Origin of the sequence: Maribacter sedimenticola (genome assembly GCF_900188415.1) — a bacterium.
Taxonomy (GTDB): domain Bacteria; phylum Bacteroidota; class Bacteroidia; order Flavobacteriales; family Flavobacteriaceae; genus Maribacter; species Maribacter sedimenticola.
In genome coordinates, this window is sequence record NZ_FZNV01000002.1 from 933,278 (window position 1) to 949,460 (window position 16,183).

Annotated in this window: 18 protein-coding genes and 1 tRNA gene; 13 read left to right on the top strand and 6 right to left on the bottom strand. The window is 37.6% G+C overall.

Going from position 1 to position 16,183, the window contains the following annotated elements; translation table 11 throughout:
* Nucleotides 1-9: 9 nt before the first annotated feature.
* The 3 genes from CHB68_RS09240 (at nt 10) to CHB68_RS09250 (ending at nt 2,962) form a co-directional block, all read left to right on the top strand.
* Nucleotides 10-1,437 carry an amidohydrolase gene (locus CHB68_RS09240; RefSeq protein ID WP_089260542.1) on the top strand — a complete coding sequence of 476 codons (1,428 nt, stop codon included), beginning with the start codon at nt 10-12 and terminating at the stop codon, nt 1,435-1,437.
* Between the two features lie 82 nt (nt 1,438-1,519).
* Nucleotides 1,520-1,963: a VOC family protein gene (locus tag CHB68_RS09245; RefSeq protein ID WP_089260543.1), complete on the top strand. Its 444-nt coding sequence runs from the start codon at nt 1,520-1,522 to the stop codon at nt 1,961-1,963.
* A gap of 15 nt (nt 1,964-1,978) precedes the next feature.
* On the top strand, nt 1,979-2,962 hold the full coding sequence (locus tag CHB68_RS09250) for a pirin family protein (protein ID WP_089260544.1): 984 nt from the start codon (nt 1,979-1,981) through the stop codon (nt 2,960-2,962).
* A gap of 402 nt (nt 2,963-3,364) precedes the next feature.
* Here CHB68_RS09250 and murA read toward each other — a convergent pair whose 3' ends face one another.
* From murA to CHB68_RS09270, 3 genes are all read right to left on the bottom strand, one after another.
* Nucleotides 3,365-4,672: a UDP-N-acetylglucosamine 1-carboxyvinyltransferase gene (gene murA / locus CHB68_RS09260; protein WP_089260546.1), complete on the bottom strand. Its 1,308-nt coding sequence runs from the start codon at nt 4,670-4,672 to the stop codon at nt 3,365-3,367.
* Between the two features lie 16 nt (nt 4,673-4,688).
* Nucleotides 4,689-5,348, bottom strand: a complete 660-nt coding sequence (locus CHB68_RS09265) for a DUF4290 domain-containing protein (RefSeq protein WP_089260547.1) — start codon at nt 5,346-5,348, stop codon at nt 4,689-4,691.
* 81 nt (nt 5,349-5,429) lie between these two features.
* Entirely contained in the window at nt 5,430-5,717 is a 288-nt protein-coding gene (locus CHB68_RS09270) for a DUF493 family protein (RefSeq protein WP_089260548.1), read from the bottom strand.
* Nucleotides 5,718-5,804: 87 nt separating this feature from the next.
* Here CHB68_RS09270 and CHB68_RS09275 point away from each other — a divergent pair, with 87 nt between their 5' ends.
* From CHB68_RS09275 to CHB68_RS09295, 5 genes are all read left to right on the top strand, one after another.
* Nucleotides 5,805-6,371 (top strand): AAA family ATPase, encoded by a 567-nt coding sequence (locus tag CHB68_RS09275; RefSeq protein ID WP_179213171.1) that lies wholly within the window; start codon nt 5,805-5,807, stop codon nt 6,369-6,371.
* Nucleotides 6,368-8,263 carry a RecQ family ATP-dependent DNA helicase gene (locus CHB68_RS09280; RefSeq protein ID WP_089260550.1) on the top strand — a complete coding sequence of 632 codons (1,896 nt, stop codon included), beginning with the start codon at nt 6,368-6,370 and terminating at the stop codon, nt 8,261-8,263. Before CHB68_RS09275 ends, CHB68_RS09280 begins: the two co-directional genes overlap by 4 nt.
* Before the next feature lies 1 nt (nt 8,264).
* The gene (gene fmt / locus CHB68_RS09285; RefSeq protein WP_089260630.1) at nt 8,265-9,212 is read left to right on the top strand and encodes a methionyl-tRNA formyltransferase; all 948 of its coding nucleotides are present in this window, start codon (nt 8,265-8,267) and stop codon (nt 9,210-9,212) included.
* Nucleotides 9,213-9,389: 177 nt separating this feature from the next.
* Nucleotides 9,390-9,662: an HU family DNA-binding protein gene (locus CHB68_RS09290; RefSeq protein WP_089260551.1), complete on the top strand. Its 273-nt coding sequence runs from the start codon at nt 9,390-9,392 to the stop codon at nt 9,660-9,662.
* A 110-nt stretch (nt 9,663-9,772) separates the two neighbouring features.
* Complete coding sequence (locus tag CHB68_RS09295; protein WP_089260552.1) at nt 9,773-10,333, top strand: YqgE/AlgH family protein; 561 nt, start codon at nt 9,773-9,775, stop codon at nt 10,331-10,333.
* On the opposite strand, the gene CHB68_RS09300 is transcribed toward CHB68_RS09295, so the two are convergent.
* Nucleotides 10,330-11,187, bottom strand: coding sequence for an aminotransferase class IV (locus tag CHB68_RS09300; protein ID WP_089260553.1), 858 nt, complete (start codon nt 11,185-11,187; stop codon nt 10,330-10,332). The two genes, CHB68_RS09295 and CHB68_RS09300, sit on opposite strands and share 4 nt — an antisense overlap.
* Before the next feature lie 53 nt (nt 11,188-11,240).
* Nucleotides 11,241-11,624 (bottom strand): START-like domain-containing protein, encoded by a 384-nt coding sequence (locus CHB68_RS09305; RefSeq protein WP_089260554.1) that lies wholly within the window; start codon nt 11,622-11,624, stop codon nt 11,241-11,243.
* A 138-nt stretch (nt 11,625-11,762) separates the two neighbouring features.
* Between CHB68_RS09305 and CHB68_RS09310 the strand changes: the two genes are divergently transcribed.
* From CHB68_RS09310 to CHB68_RS09325, 4 genes are all read left to right on the top strand, one after another.
* Nucleotides 11,763-11,836, top strand: a tRNA-Met gene (locus CHB68_RS09310).
* Nucleotides 11,837-11,890: 54 nt separating this feature from the next.
* The gene (locus CHB68_RS09315) at nt 11,891-13,210 is read left to right on the top strand and encodes a tyrosine-type recombinase/integrase (protein WP_089260555.1); all 1,320 of its coding nucleotides are present in this window, start codon (nt 11,891-11,893) and stop codon (nt 13,208-13,210) included.
* Nucleotides 13,203-13,940 (top strand): hypothetical protein, encoded by a 738-nt coding sequence (locus CHB68_RS09320; RefSeq protein ID WP_089260556.1) that lies wholly within the window; start codon nt 13,203-13,205, stop codon nt 13,938-13,940. The genes CHB68_RS09315 and CHB68_RS09320 overlap by 8 nt, the downstream gene beginning before the upstream one ends.
* 40 nt (nt 13,941-13,980) lie before the next feature.
* Nucleotides 13,981-14,403: a hypothetical protein gene (locus tag CHB68_RS09325; RefSeq protein ID WP_089260557.1), complete on the top strand. Its 423-nt coding sequence runs from the start codon at nt 13,981-13,983 to the stop codon at nt 14,401-14,403.
* 7 nt (nt 14,404-14,410) lie between these two features.
* Here the strand turns inward: CHB68_RS09325 and CHB68_RS09330 are convergent, their stop codons facing one another.
* A complete protein-coding gene (locus tag CHB68_RS09330) occupies nt 14,411-14,794 on the bottom strand; it encodes a hypothetical protein (RefSeq protein WP_089260631.1) in 384 nt (127 codons plus the stop codon).
* A 92-nt stretch (nt 14,795-14,886) separates the two neighbouring features.
* Between CHB68_RS09330 and xerA the strand changes: the two genes are divergently transcribed.
* Nucleotides 14,887-16,014: a site-specific tyrosine recombinase/integron integrase gene (gene xerA, locus CHB68_RS09335; RefSeq protein WP_089260558.1), complete on the top strand. Its 1,128-nt coding sequence runs from the start codon at nt 14,887-14,889 to the stop codon at nt 16,012-16,014.
* Nucleotides 16,015-16,183 lie beyond the last annotated feature (169 nt).

The following is a 16,183-nucleotide window of genomic DNA, read 5'->3' on the forward strand; positions in this document are numbered from 1 at the left end:
TTTACGAAAATGAAAAAAATTACACTGCTCGCCTTATGCCTATGCATGGGTACAACTGTATTTTCTCAAAAATTGAGTAAAGACAAAAAATCGCTTATTGAATCTGTTGAAAAACATAAAGATGAGCTTATTAAAATAAGTGATTCTATTTGGGCCTTGGCAGAGACTGCTTTTGATGAATCTGAATCATCCAGAATACTAGCTGATTATGCAGAGAAAAATGGATTGACCGTAACAAGGGGCGTTGCGGATATCCCAACTGCCTTTACCGCCACCTATGGTTCCGGAAGTCCGGTAATAAGTATCCTAGGAGAATTTGATGCCCTACCCGGCATATCACAAAAAACGACACCGGTAAAAGAACCTTTTAAGGAAGGTGCCGCCGGTCATGGATGTGGTCATAATATGTTTGGCACCGCCAGTCTGGGCTCTGCCATTGCTATAAAGGAATTAATGGATGCCGGTAAAATAAAAGGCACCGTAAAATTTCTAGGCACTCCTGCGGAAGAAAAGTATTTTGCAAAGGTTTGGATGGTAAAAGCGGGGCTTTGGGATGATGTAGATGTAAATATAAGCTGGCACCCTTCTGCTGAAATAGAGGCCGATGTACAGAGTGGACTTTCATTGATCGATTTTATCGTGGAATTTTACGGGCAGACCGCACATGCTTCGGCAGACCCTTGGAACGGCCGTAGTGCCTCTGATGCCTTAGAGCTATACACCACGGGCATCAATTATTATAGGGAGCATATATTGCCCACTTCTAGAATACATTACCATATTCAGGACGGAGGACAAGTAGTGAACGTAGTGCCAGATTATGCAAAATTATGGGTAAGGGTACGTGACCCCAAAAGGTCAAAAATGTTGCCCACCTATGAACGTGTTAAGGAAATGGCGGAAGGTGCCGCCATCATGGCCAATGTAGACTATAAAATTTCATTGGTTTCCGGTATTTATGAAACATTGGTCAATCGTGCCGGCGGTGAAATTATGCAGGGCAACTTAGAATTATTAGGTCCCATTACATACACGGAGGAAGAAACCGTTTTTGGAAAAGCAATACAAAAAGCAACCGGTAAACCAGAAATAGGTATGGATGGCGCCGTGCATCCATTAAAGGAAACCGAAGAAAATCCCGGTGGTGGTTCAACGGATGTAGGCGATGTAAGTTGGAACGTACCCAATATTAACTTAGGTGTAGCCGTTGCACCAAAAGGTACTCCCTGGCATTCATGGGCCGTTGTGGCCTGTGGTGGTATGTCCATTGGTCATAAGGGAATGATTCATGCTTCTAAGGCAATGGCAATGACGATGTTGGATCTTTTTCAAGACCCAAAACTAGTCACAAAGGTAAAAGAGGAATTTAAGGCAAGAAAAGGGGACGAGGTCTATGAGCCAATGATAGATGGTCCACCGCCACTTAAAGGAAAATAAAACAAATAGGAAAAGAAGCTATCATAAACGGTAGCTTCTTTCATTTTTAAGTATCTTGAAAGCTGAACATATCTATATCACCATGAAAAATTGTATTGTCGCATTCCTTTTATTTTGTACCACTTTTTGTGTTGCCCAAAAATTTCAATTTCAATTTGATCACCAATCCATTGTAGTTTCTGATGTAAATGCCAGTGCGGAATTTTATGGTAACATATTAGGATTAAAGGAAACTGAACATCCGGACAATCCTTCAAATATTCGCTGGTTCGTTGTAAACGGAAACTCACATGTTCATTTAATCGAGCGCGAATTTGTACCGTTCGAAAAAAATAAATCCATGCACTTATGCCTATCAACCCAAGATTTAGAGGGCGTAATAGCACATTTGGAAAAAAATGGGATAACCTATTGGGATTGGCCCGGAAAGAAAAACGCCGTAACCACTAGAAAGGATAAAGTTCGTCAAATATATATTCAAGACCCCGATGATTATTGGATAGAGATAAACACTGCGGTACATTAAGTAAATTTCTAAACCATGAAGATTTTTCAATTAAGTTTTCCTTGGCAGACACAAGATCCATTTTTGTTCTGTGTGTATCATTTAGACCATTACCCCAAAGGAAATGGAGCATTGGGCCCTGCGGATTCATTGGAGGGCAGGCCTTTGGGTAATGACTTCATAGGCAAGGATGGCTGGCGAATGTACCATGGCACTTCAATTCCCGGGTTTCCAGCACATCCCCATCGTGGATTTGAAACCATCACCATTGCGAACAAAGGTTTTTGTGACCACTCCGATTCTTTAGGAGCTGCAGGCCGTTTTGGTGAAGGGGACGTACAATGGATGACTGCCGGTAGAGGTGTACAACATTCAGAAATGTTTCCTTTACTGCATACGGATAGGGAAAACACCTTGGAACTCTTTCAAATTTGGTTGAATCTGCCCCAAAAAAGTAAATTGGTGCCACCCCATTTTAAAATGCTTTGGCATGAGGAAATACCTATTGCCAAACTTCAAGGAGCTACAATTAAGGTCATTGCAGGAAATTATGACGATTATAAGGCCTTACCACCTGCACCCGATTCTTGGGCCGCGGATTTGGATAATGATGTTGCTATATGGAATATCCATATCCATGCCAATCAATCGGTTAAATTGCCCAAGGCAAAACATGGTACGTTGCGAACCATATATTTCTATGAAGGTAATACGTTACGGATTATGGATGAAACCGTCATGCCCAATCATGGAATAGAAGCAGATGCATCCAAACCAATGACAATAAAGGGCATAGCAAAAGATGCTTACCTATTGGTTTTACAAGGCAGGCCGATCAATGAGCCCGTTGAAAAATACGGTCCGTTTGTTATGAATTCCCAAAAGGAATTGGAACAAGCTATGGATGAATTTAGATTGACTCAGTTTGGAGGTTGGCCTTGGCGCTATCCCGATCATGTACATGATGCTGAACGAGGACGTTTTGCCCAATACCCTGATGGCAACATAATTGAAAAATAATGTTGGATCTTATACGTCTTATTTGCGATACAGGATTGGTTGTATTGATTTGGATGGTACAACTTATAATTTATCCGAGTTTTACATACTACCCACATAAAAATCTTTATCAATGGCATAATAAATACACCAAAAGAATAGCCATTATCGTAGTTCCGTTGATGACAGGTCAATTAATAACCACTACCCTTCAAGTCTATAAAGAATTAGACTTGTATACACTTATTAGCAGTGTACTTGTGCTAAGCGTTTGGTTGTCCACATTCCTACAATTTGTACCATTACACAACCAGATAGCCAACAAAACTGAAATTGACAAAACCCTTATTAAACTAAAACTCCATAATTGGCTACGGACCATCTTATGGAGTTTGTTATTTATACTTACGATTTATATTAAGATTAAACCCGTGTAATCTTGGCTCCTATTGCCCGTAAACGATCATCTATATGCTCATATCCACGATCAATTTGTTCAATATTGTGAATAGTAGAAGTTCCTTTTGCCGATAATGCGGCAATTAATAATGAAACACCGGCCCTTATATCAGGGGAAGTCATTGTAGTGGCCTTTAAGGTAGATTTGAAATCATGTCCTATTACGGTAGCCCTGTGCGGATCACATAAGATAACCTTAGCTCCCATATCCAACAATTTATCCACGAAGAATAAACGGCTTTCAAACATTTTTTGATGTATCAACACCTCTCCTCTAGCCTGTGTCGCTACGACCAACATAATACTTAAAATATCAGGAGTTAATCCTGGCCAAGGAGCATCGGCAATGGTTAAAATGGAACCGTCTATATAATTTTGGATTTCATACCCATCTTTATGGATGGGAATATAAATATCATCACCTTTCTTTTCAACGGTTATGCCCAGTTTTCTAAAAACGGTAGGTATTTGACCCAAATCGTTCCAACTAACATCCTTAATGGTCAATTCACTCTTGGTCATTGCCGCCAGACCGATCCAGCTACCTATTTCGATCATATCCGGTAACATTCTATGTTCCGTACCACCTAATTTATCTACCCCATCAATTACCAAAAGATTAGAGCCTACACCCGATATTTTGGCGCCCATTCTATTGAGCATTTTACACAACTGCTGTAAATAAGGTTCGCAAGCGGCATTGTATATGGTTGTCTGGCCTTCTGCCAAAACAGCTGCCATTACAATATTTGCAGTACCGGTTACGGATGCTTCATCCAAAAGCATATAGGTACCGGTTAATTTTTCGGCCTCTACCCCGTAAAAATATTCCTCACGGTTGTATCGAAACTTGGCGCCTAATTTTATAAAACCTTCAAAATGGGTGTCCAAGCGTCTTCTACCAATTTTATCTCCTCCTGGTTTGGGTATATACCCTTTACCAAAACGGGCCAATAATGGTCCTACCAACATGATGGATCCACGTAATCCCCTACCATCTTGTTTAAATTGATCGGACTGTAAATAATCCATATTTACATCGTCTGCCTTAAACGTGTATGAGCCTTTTCCCTTCTTTTGGATCTTAACGCCTAAATCCTCCAATAAGGAAATGAGCTTATTGACATCAACAATATCCGGAATATTGCTAATGGTTACTTTTTCGTCTGTTAACAGTACTGCGCAAAGGATTTGAAGTGCTTCGTTTTTTGCGCCCTGAGGTGTTATTTCACCAGATAACTGGTGCCCTCCTTCAATTTTGAATGTTCCCATCTAAATAAGTGGAAATTTAATAGCGTTTCTTGCCGCGGTTATTATTGTTTCTTTGATTTTTCTTGCCAGAATTATTTGACCTCGGCGTTTTGGCAACTCTATTTTTAAGGAACTGGCCACTGTCCGTAAGATTTACTTCCTCAGAAGCCAAATCTATTTGACCATCGCTCAACTCGTACAAATGTTTAAAAATAGTTTTATCGTCTACCACGTCCTTGTTCCAATTAAGGTAACATTTCTTCATATGGTTTGCAATGGCATATTCCAAGCCCGATCTTTTGTCCCCCTTTTCCCATTCCACGGCTACATCCACCATTCGTTTAATATTGTTGCCGTAAAAACGGTATTTTGGAAAATTCTGTGGATATTCCAAAGGTTCTGGTCGTTGTCTAAGGATTTCCTTGGACGTAATAGGAAACGGTGATTCCACATCCAATTTAAAATCTGACATAATGAACAGCTGGTCCCATAGCTTATGTTGAAAATCTGGCACATCACGTAAATGTGGCTGCAGGTTTCCCATTACACTGATTATGGCCTGGGCTATCTTATTACGTTCTACCGGATCCTCTATAGATACGGCATAATCTACCATTTTTTGAAAATGACGGCCATATTCAGGTATAATTAAATGTGAACGTTCCGTATTATATTCTAGGTTTTCTACTAATTGCAAATTGAAAATTTTAGCTTAAAATGTTTGAGAAGTATTCTTATAACGATGCCAAATTAATAAAATTATAGCTGAAATACTATTTTAGAGCGAGATTACCCCTCCTATTTTACCTACTTCCTTGTATTTTTTGATAACACTGTCCGGGCTATCCAAATTCACGGTAATGGAAACACTGGTATATTTTCCTGTTTTGGATTTTTTTGAATTGATTACCGCCCCCATATTATCAAATATACGGTGAATTTGCCCTACTTTATCCGTATCGCTCTTTACTATAAATTTATATAGGTAATTAGTGGGCCATTTAGATGTTTCCTTTAACTGAACCCTTAATTTTTTATAAAATTCTTCAGGATTATTTTCATCCATACCTTCAATTTTAAGCAAAGATAAGGGTAAACCATCAGTTTTTTTATACTCTGGGTTTATGTACTTTTGTCAGCTAATTGTAAGAAATTGAAAAACAAAAGAATAGTTGTTACAGGCGGGCCCGGAACAGGTAAAACTGTACTGATCTCATCGTTGGAAGAACATGGTTTTCATTGTTTTCATGAAGTGATCAGGACCATGACGTTAGATGCCCTTGACGGCAAGGAAGTTGATGATCAACTGGTAAACCCTATTGATTTTGTGGATGATGCCAAAAGTTTCAACGATCAACTTATAAATGCCCGTTTAAAACATTTTAAGGAAGGTGAGGTCATACAAATGCCACATCTATTCTACGACCGTGGACTACCGGATGTAATAGCCTATATGAATTATTTTAAACAACCTATAGAACCTTACTATTCCAATTTATGTTCCCGGCACAGATACGACGAAGTACTGATCTTACCACCATGGGAGGATATTTATGTTCAGGATAATGAACGTATGGAAAATTTTGAACAGGCCTGTGGCATTCACGCCCATTTGGACCAAACATATACGGCATTGGGTTACCAACCTATTGAGGTTCCTTTTGGCACAATTGAAGAACGTTTACAATTTGTTATAGACCATTTAGAGAAGACAGGGTGAACACTACACCAGAAGACATCTTAAATAAATATTGGGGCTTTGAAAACTTTAAGGGCTCGCAAAAAAGTATTATCAACGCCGTCCTGAACGGTAAGGATGTTTTAGGCCTACTGCCCACAGGTGGCGGAAAATCCATTTGTTTTCAAGTACCCGCTTTAATGAAAGATGGTATATGTATAGTCGTATCTCCCTTGATTGCCCTGATTGAAAACCAAGTGGACAATTTGCAAAAATTGGGCATTAAGGCCTTAGGCCTTAAGGGCGGACTTAAATTTGAGGATGTAGATAAATTATTGGATAATTGTATCTACGGCAATTATAAATTTTTATACCTCTCACCAGAAAGGTTGCAACAAGAGCTTGTGCAGGAGCGTATAAAGTCCATGAACGTATCTATAATCGTGATAGATGAAGCACATTGCATTTCTGAATGGGGGCATGATTTTAGGCCGGCATACCTAAATTGCGCCATTCTAAGGGATTTTCATCCACAAGCCCCTGTTTTGGCCCTTACGGCAACGGCTACAAAAAGAGTAACGGAAGATATGGTCAATTCTCTTGAGCTAAAATCTCCCTTAGTAGTAAAAGATTCGTTCTTTAGAAAAAATATTGGATTTGGAATTATAGCCACCGAGGACAAAAACGGTTACTTAAAAAGATATTGCAAACAGTTAAAAACTAGTGCCATTGTCTACGTTAGAAGCAGAAAAAAGGCAGAGGAGCTATCTTCCTTTTTACAGCAAAACGCCATCAAAGCTACTTTTTATCATGGTGGTATGGACCAAAAACTAAAAACGGAAAGGTTAGGTACGTGGTTAACTAATAAAGCACAGGTTATGGTTGCCACAAATGCATTTGGCATGGGCATTGACAAGCCAGATGTAGCATTGGTCATACATTATCAAATACCGGATAGTATTGAAAATTATTTTCAAGAAGCAGGAAGGGCCGGTAGAAACGGAGATAGGGCCAAAGCTATATTATTGACCAACACAACGGACAAAAACCTGGTTAAAAAACAATTTTTGGATGTACTGCCAGATACATCATATGTAAAATTGGTCTACAAAAAACTCAACAATTATTTTCAAATAGGGTTTGGCGAATATGTAGAAGAAAAATTTCCACTCAATTTTAACGAGTTTTGCAGCACCTATAAACTGAATACCTATTTAACGTACAACACCCTTCAGTTACTGGACAGGAATTCCGTTATATCGTTATCAGAGAATTTTTCAAAGAAAACCACGGTCAAATTCAAAACGGACAAATCAGCCATTTATCGTTATTTTCATCAGAATCCGCAATTAGAGGAATTTGTCAAAATAGTTTTACGCACCTATGGAGGACTTTTTGAGTTTGACACCCAAATAAATACCTATTTATTGGCAAAGAAAAGCAATAGACCAGAATCTGTGGTTCAGTTGAATCTTGAAAAATTAGTCAAAGATGACATGATCATTTACCATAGTTCTCCTACTGATCTGGAAATTACATTTTTGGTACCACGGGACGATGACCGTACTATCAACAGATTTTCCAAGACTATGGTTGAACAAAATCAAGTAAAAACTGAAAAAATAACAACAATTCTTGATTATATAGACAATGTAGATACCTGTAGAAGCATTCAGTTATTGGATTATTTTGGTGAAAAGCAACGTATTGCCTGCGGTATTTGCGATGTTTGTGAAAGAAATAAGATAGGGCATACCGATATACAGAAACTAAAAGAAGCTATTCTAGAAATATTACAGGAACAAAGCGCCTCTTCTAGAACATTACAGGAAAAATTGGGCGCGGAACAGGAAAATCTTATCACTGCCCTACAAGAACTATTGGAAGAAAAACAACTATCGTTAAACGCTATAAACGAATATGAACGCAGATAATATGGAAGCATTGAGAATTGTCTTTATGGGAACCCCGGATTTTGCCGTGGGAATTCTGGAACAGCTCGTACAAAAAAATTATACGATTGCCGGGGTAATAACTGCTCCGGATCGGCCCGCCGGTAGAGGTAGAAAACTCAATGAGTCTGCGGTAAAACAATTTGCGGTAAAACATGGTTTAAAAATCTTACAGCCTACCAATTTAAAAAATGAGGATTTTTTGGCCGCTTTAAAGGACCTGAACGCTAACATACAAATTGTGGTCGCCTTTAGAATGCTACCCAAGGTGGTTTGGAATATGCCCAAATATGGAACTTTTAACCTACACGCTTCATTATTACCACAATATCGTGGTGCCGCTCCAATAAACTGGGCCATAATAAACGGAGAAACAAAAACCGGAGTCACTACTTTTTTTATCGATGAAAAAATAGATACTGGCGAGATTATTTTACAAGATGAAGCAACCATTAATTTTACTGACAATGTTGCGGATCTTCATGACCGGCTTATGCATTTAGGTGCAACGACCGTTATAAAGACTTTGCAGAGAATACAAGAGGGTAATTTCAATACCACAAAGCAAGAAAACCATGACGACCTTAAACTTGCTCATAAAATTCATAGGGAAACGTGCGAGATAGATTGGAACAGGCCGCAGATGGATATCTATAATTTCATTAGAGGGTTAAGCCCCTACCCTGCTTCTTGGACAACCCTGTACAACGCAGACCAGCAAACTATTACCAAAATCTATAAAGCCAACATAGAAAAAGCTGAACATGAATTGGCAAACGGAACCTTAGTCTTTTCCAAAAAAGAATTAAAGGTTGCTGTACAAGATGGGTATATACTTTTGGAAGAAATGCAATTACAAGGCAAAAAAAGAATGCATGTAAAGGATGTTTTAAACGGTCTTCAACTCCAAGAAAATGCCAAAATGGGTTAAACCCCCGTAGTTATTGGGCTGGGCGAAATGTAAAAAAAGACCTACTTTATTAACAAACCTCTTGAGTTATCAACAAAATAAGGGATTTCCGCCCATTTTACTTGTGTTGGTCATAAATCCATATAAATTTGTTATCAGGTATAAAAATTATATTAATCACAATTAATTAATCACATTATGAACAAAACAGAATTGATCGATGCAATGGCAGCTGACGCTGGCATCACAAAAGCTGCGGCAAAAAAGTCATTAGAATCTTTCTTAGGAAATGTTGAGAGTTCTCTTAAAAAAGGAGATAGAGTTTCTTTAGTAGGTTTCGGTTCTTGGTCCGTATCTAAAAGAAATGCAAGAGAAGGTAGAAACCCATCAACAGGAAAAACTATCCAAATTGCTGCTAAAAATGTAGTTAAGTTTAAAGCTGGAGCTGATTTAGGTAAAGCTGTAAACTAAGATTTGCATACATATATTATGAAAAGCGCCCATAGTGGCGCTTTTTTATTTATTGATTTTTGAAATTAGGAGGATTTATCTTACATTAGGTTTATAATAAGTTAATATACATGGTCTCTTTAAAACCAACTAAGGGTAAATTGTTGATCGCAGAACCAACGTTAACGGGTGACGTATCTTTTAATAGGTCCGTTGTGCTGCTGGCGGAACATAATACTGAAGGTTCTGTTGGCTTTATATTAAATAAGCCTTTGGAGTATCAAATAAATGACTTGGTTACTGAAATTGAGTTGCCCTTTCAAGTATATAACGGTGGTCCTGTAGAACAGGATAATTTATATTTTATACACAAGGTCCCACATTTAATCGATAATAGTGTGGAAATTTCAGATGGTATTTATTGGGGTGGTGATTTTGAAACGACCATAGAACTGATCAATAAAGAGATAATTTCAGAAGATGATATCCGTTTCTTTCTTGGATACTCCGGTTGGTCTTCGTTGCAGTTAGATGAGGAATTGACCTCTAAATCCTGGATCGTAATAGAGAATGAGCACGAAAGTAGAATTATCCAAAAAGCGGCCAACGCCTTTTGGAAGGAAAATATGATACAATTGGGCGGTAATTATCTGCTGTGGTCCAATGCTCCAGAAAATCCTAGTCTTAACTAGACCGTTTTAGTCAAGGATAAACGTGCCGCTGCATTTAATTTTCCTATCAATGCCTTAGCTGCCACATCATTGAAATTTTTCTTTCTGTATTTAGAAATGGACACGATACCATCAATACTATTGGTTAGAAATATTTCGTCCGCTTTTTGAAGTTCAAATGGTGAAATACTCTCTTCTAACAGTTGGTAATCCTCAAGTTTGGCAATTATATCCATTAATTTTTTCCTTAAAACCCCATTTAAACAACCATCTGTCAATGGCGGAGTTTTAATACATTTATCTTTTACCAAAAAAATATTGCCCTTTAAGGTTTCCACAACCTGCTTACGTTCGTTCAACAATAGACAATCATCGTAATCGTTTTCGTTTGCGTAAATTTCGGCAACGGTGTATAAAATTTTATTGGTGGTTTCCAGATTGGAAAGCATTGTTGAATTTTTATAAAAATCCTTATATAGCTCAACCTCATAATCACCGGTGTTCATTGTAAAAAAGGTATGCTCCAATTCTTTGGCTGTAATGACGTAAGAAATGGAGTTTACGTTTGTAGCATCCTTTTTTGTACTATTTCTGAAAACTGTAAATTTAATTTCATACTCTTTATCCGCATTTATATTTGATATCAATCTTAAAATTTCCGCTTCCATAAATTCCATGGTGAAGTTCATGGGTATGACCATCCTCAATATTCTCATGGACGACATTAAGCGCAAATAATGCTCCTCTAAAAAAAATACATCACCGTTAACGACCCTTAATCTTTCAAAAAGAGCATCTCCAAACTGTAAGCCCCTATTGTCCGCATAAAGTATAGGACCATTGCCCTCTACCAATTCACCATTAAAATTGACCATAAAAAAAGCCTTAAAAATTTTAAGGCTCAAAGATACTGTAATTAGGAATATTATTAGGAAGAACCCAATACTTGCTTTAAATCCGAAACTTGGTTGGTCCACAGCATTTTAGATTCGTCTACTTCATCTTCATCCGCAAAATCTGTTATGAACAGTGAAACATCCTTTGTAATTTCATCTACAATAATTTTCATTTCAAAATAGCTATTGTCCTCGGCTTCGTCCCATGCAAAGCGCACGAACTCATCTGTTTTCCTTTTCAACAATTTAGCTTCTTCCTCTGCGCCGTCCCAGATAAAGGTAAATGTCTCTCCTCTTGAATTTACATTGTCCGCAAACCATTCTGACAATCCAGATGGTGTAGCCAAATATTGATATAACATTTGGGGTGAAGACTGAATTACAAACTCTATTTCGAATTTTATTTTATCGCTCATTTATCTACTACTTTATTCAGAGCAATATATATATTTCTCAATGATAAAAAAATAAATGACCGCTATAAATTTTTTAAGTGGGTTTAGTTGAAGAACAAATAAATTACCACTATATTTGCAGCCGTTTAAAAATAATACGGCGAGGTAGCTCAGTTGGTTAGAGCGTCGGATTCATAACCCGGAGGTCGGGGGATCGTGCCCCCCTCTCGCTACTAATTATAACGTATTTAAAAACAACGGTTTAGTTTTCGCTAAACCGTTTTTTTATGCCTAATTTTAAGGAGTTGATTACCTTTGAATACGAGAATGAATACAAAAGTGCATACGATTTGTCCGTAAAAAGAAACTTTTCCATCCCAAAAATATACTCGGCCAATGGCGATTTGAATAAACGTTGGTACGTTTATTTCTCATTCCGTGACCCTAAAAGTGGAAAGCTAAAGCGGCAGACGCCCTTTTATGGGAATGCCAATACCTATAAATCAAAAGAAGATAGACTTTCCGTACTGGTGACTTACAGAAAAGTTTTATTAAGGCTTCTAAAACAAGGTTATGACCCTTATTCCGATAATGTAGAGCTACACCAAAGTCTGCATTCCAAAAACAGGACAACGGTCGTCCCAGAATCGTACGAAAAGGACAATGGTTCATCCGAGCCTATTGCGGAGAAACGAAAAATGACGGTCCAAGAAGGGTTCGAATTCGCGATCAAGCTCAAGGAAAAGGTAATAAGCCAAACGACTAAAAAGGATTATGAAAGTAAAATAAAGAATCTTCTGGAATGGCTTAAAACATATCGATCCGATATAACCTATATCACCGAACTCGACAAGAAGGTCGTTACCTCGTTTCTGAACCATGTACTGGACAAGAACAGTGCCCGCACCAGAAACAACTACAAATCGGACCTAAGCAGCATAATACAGGTTTTGGTCGATAATGAAATCATTGAACAGAACTTTATAAAGAAAATACCCAAGTTAAAATCCATTCCCCAACGCAACAAAACATATTCGCAACATACCCAGGAAGAGATTTTCGATTACCTAAAGACCAACGACCCCATATTATTATTGTATATAAAATTCATTTCCTATAATTTTTTACGCCCGATAGAAGTATGCCGGTTAAAGGTGAAGGATATCGACCTCAAGAACAAAAGGATTCAGTTCAAGGCCAAGAACAGCCCCCTGAAAACCAAAATAATACCGGAACTATTATGGGCCGACCTGCCTGACCTAGGGAATCTTGACAAGGATGCCATATTATTTACACCCGATAAAATAGGAGGCACATGGGATACCGCAATTCAAAATAGGAGAGACTATTTCTCAAAACGTTTCAAGAGAGTGGTCAAAGACCATTTTAATTTAGGTATGGATTATGGCCTGTATAGTTTTAGGCATACATACATTACCAAAGTTTATAGGGCCTTAATAAAGGACTCCTCCCCTTTTGAGGCAAAAAGCAAGCTGATGCTGATAACCGGCCACACCTCTATGACGGCATTGGAAAAGTATTTACGTGATATAGATGCCCAACTGCCGGAGGACTATTCCACAATGTTAACGAACGTACATGGATAATACACCCTTGGAACAATTATATAAAGAACTGATATCGATATTATGGGAATCGCTATTGTTCTATATTCCCAACAATGTTATTTCAAACGAGTTTTTCAAAGACCATAAAAAATTGGACTTTCAAAAATTCCGTAATGAAATACTGATTATTGACCAAATCGAAGGGCCTATTGTATATGAAACGGGACGCAACAGTATTAGGACAATTCTAAAGGGAAGTTCCCTAAAGAAGAATATCCGTCAATTATTACATATAAAATCCAATTCAAATGAATCGGAATTCAACTATGTATTGGAACTGTACTATGAGCAAGCGGAGTGTCTATATTATATAACCGAATGGCTGAACTTAAACATAAAACAGGTGCTGCCCCTTGAGGACACCATACGGGCATTGTTCAAAATTCAATATGATGATCATAGAGTTCATTTTGAAACGATAATCAGACTGTTTTACCCAAAAAAGCAGCTAATCCCGAAAGGAAATTTCGATATGGCGAGATCAATGGAATCCTACTTTACCAATCTATCCATACTCAAGGGCAAAACACAAGATCATACCATATCGCCCATTACTTCAAACGATGAGGGAAAGATTATGAATGCAACCCCACCCCTTGAGAAAAAACCCGAAAAAAAAGTGGCTAAAAAACGACCTATCATCACTGAATCGGAGGCCGAAACCATTTTATTAAAACGTATTTTTAATATCGATACAAATTTACTTTAATTAATTATACGTAAATTAAACGTTTAATTTACGTATAATTATGAAAAAAACTGAAATTTGCCTGTATTGTGGTATAGGTTACGTTCCAAAAAGAAGAGGCGTACAAAAATTCTGCAGTAATTCTTGCCGAAGTCTTAATTGGAAAAGCAAACAACAAAACAAGGAAGTTAAATCTATGGTTTTACAAGGAAAAACCATAAAGCCCTTAGCTCAAAATGAATCTAAGCCAGAAGATAAAATTTCAGTAGCGGGAATTGGAAATGCGGCAATAGGAGCAAGTCTAGTTGAAATTGGCAAAGAAGTTTTAACTTCTCCTCAGAATAAAGCGGCAACAAAAGGAGATATCCAAGATCTAAAAACATTTTTAAGATCACGATATTTGAAGGTTCACAATCTAAGAAAAGACCCACACGGTAAAACACCATACTATGACGTTAAGACTGGAAACCTTGTCTATCTATAATGTATGATTAAATTTTACTCATATAGTCCTGCCACGTGACCAAAACATATTTTCCCTTTCCGTTATCGTTCTTTTTCAAAAATCCGTATTCGTAGACAAATAGGTACACCTCCCCCTTTTGGTTTTTCCAATAGTGGGTAAAGAAATTTGGGTCAAAGCCTAATTCCAATAAAACATTGCTTCTGATCGTGACCTTACCGCCTTTATTATAATTTTTTAGAAGCTTTCTGTTCAATTTTAATTGATTGTCCACTTTATTATAGAAACGTTCCGGTCTTTCCTTTTCTTTTTGGTATTGGTAAGCACTCTTGCAATGCAGATTGCAATATTTTTTATCCGTCCTCCCGGTAAGTGGTTTTTTACAATACAAACATTCCTGTTGTAATCTCATTTCCATGAATTTAAGTGAATCCTTATGCGAACATTATTCGATTAAGATACAATTAAATCATTTTCTTTAGTGAACTTGTAAAAAAAAATGTCATGTTCAAAGGTAGAAGCATTACGTTAAAGCATTTAATGATCGATAACGTGAAACATATTGGACTCATTTTCAAATCTGACAAAGTGGTCCTAGCTCTTGTAGAGAAATTACCGAATATTTGTTGGAGTGAGGAATATGGTATGTACCATATCCGTAACAACAGAACCAATCTTAGAGCTATTTTTAGTACGTTTCGGGGAGAGGTCTGGATTAACGGAAACTATTTTTTTGAAAATAAGAGCGGCCTAAATCCGGAAAAACCCAATAATATTGACTGGTACAGGAACAGGAAACTTAAAGAAGGTTATAAGAGATGTCCGGAAGAATACCTGGATAAGCTGGAACTTAGAAAATATGCAGAGAACACTGTAAAGACCTATGTGCACCATTTTGAAACGTTCATCAACTATTATTACCATTTAAAGCCCGAAATCATAACTGAAATCGAAATTAGGAACTATATGCAGGTTCTTACAAGGGAAGGGCGCTCAACCTCCTATTTAAACCAAGCGGTCAACAGCATTAAGTTCTATTTTGAGGTAGTAATGGGTATGCCCAACCGGTTCTACGAAATTGAACGGCCCATTCAACATAAACAATTGCCGAAAGTACTTTCCAAAAAAGAAGTATTAAGTTTGATAGACAATACCAATAATTTAAAGCACCGTTGTATCGTCTCCCTTCTTTATTCTGCGGGGCTACGTAGAAGTGAGCTGCTAAACCTTAAATTGGAAGATATTGATAGCGAGAGGATGCTTATTCTCGTAAAGGACGCGAAGGGAAACAAGGATAGAATGACCGTACTGAGTCCTACCCTATTAAAAGAACTACGTACTTATTACAAGCAATACAGACCCAAGGTCTTTCTTTTTGAAGGACCAAAACAGAAGGCCTATACGGCATCCAGCGTACTTAAACTTATTTCCATAGCCGCCAAAAGAGCGGGAATCTATAAAAAAGTAACTCCCCATATGCTCAGGCACAGTTTTGCCACACACCTTATTGAAGACGGTATTGACATACGGCATATACAATTATTATTGGGACATAGTTCTACCAAGACAACGGAAATTTACACCCATGTGGCGGAAACCTCCTTTAATGGTATAAAAGATCTCTTATCTTAGTTCCGCATATGAAATATATATAGATCATATGATCTATATTCTTACGTTGTGGGCAATTTAAGAACAGCCTACGGACATCAACCCTTCCAACTTAATTTCAACTTCCCAATAAAAAAAATTGAAAAAATATTTGCGTAGCTAAATGACTTCATATATATTTGTAGTCAAA

What these genes read in the sequence shown, in the direction of transcription:
- CHB68_RS09245 (WP_089260543.1), top strand. Translation starts at nt 1,520, where the DNA reads ATGAAAAATTGTATTGTCGCATTCCTTTTATTTTGTACCACTTTTTGT.
- CHB68_RS09290 (WP_089260551.1), top strand. Translation starts at nt 9,390, where the DNA reads ATGAACAAAACAGAATTGATCGATGCAATGGCAGCTGACGCTGGCATC.
- CHB68_RS09295 (WP_089260552.1), top strand. Translation starts at nt 9,773, where the DNA reads ATGGTCTCTTTAAAACCAACTAAGGGTAAATTGTTGATCGCAGAACCA.
- CHB68_RS09250 (WP_089260544.1), top strand. Translation starts at nt 1,979, where the DNA reads ATGAAGATTTTTCAATTAAGTTTTCCTTGGCAGACACAAGATCCATTT.
- CHB68_RS09300 (WP_089260553.1), bottom strand. Translation starts at nt 11,187, where the DNA reads ATGGTCAATTTTAATGGTGAATTGGTAGAGGGCAATGGTCCTATACTT.
- CHB68_RS09305 (WP_089260554.1), bottom strand. Translation starts at nt 11,624, where the DNA reads ATGAGCGATAAAATAAAATTCGAAATAGAGTTTGTAATTCAGTCTTCA.
- xerA (WP_089260558.1), top strand. Translation starts at nt 14,887, where the DNA reads ATGTTCAAAGGTAGAAGCATTACGTTAAAGCATTTAATGATCGATAAC.
- CHB68_RS09320 (WP_089260556.1), top strand. Translation starts at nt 13,203, where the DNA reads ATGGATAATACACCCTTGGAACAATTATATAAAGAACTGATATCGATA.
- CHB68_RS09270 (WP_089260548.1), bottom strand. Translation starts at nt 5,717, where the DNA reads ATGGATGAAAATAATCCTGAAGAATTTTATAAAAAATTAAGGGTTCAG.
- CHB68_RS09330 (WP_089260631.1), bottom strand. Translation starts at nt 14,794, where the DNA reads ATGAGATTACAACAGGAATGTTTGTATTGTAAAAAACCACTTACCGGG.
- fmt (WP_089260630.1), top strand. Translation starts at nt 8,265, where the DNA reads ATGGAAGCATTGAGAATTGTCTTTATGGGAACCCCGGATTTTGCCGTG.
- CHB68_RS09325 (WP_089260557.1), top strand. Translation starts at nt 13,981, where the DNA reads ATGAAAAAAACTGAAATTTGCCTGTATTGTGGTATAGGTTACGTTCCA.
- CHB68_RS09240 (WP_089260542.1), top strand. Translation starts at nt 10, where the DNA reads ATGAAAAAAATTACACTGCTCGCCTTATGCCTATGCATGGGTACAACT.
- murA (WP_089260546.1), bottom strand. Translation starts at nt 4,672, where the DNA reads ATGGGAACATTCAAAATTGAAGGAGGGCACCAGTTATCTGGTGAAATA.
- CHB68_RS09315 (WP_089260555.1), top strand. Translation starts at nt 11,891, where the DNA reads ATGCCTAATTTTAAGGAGTTGATTACCTTTGAATACGAGAATGAATAC.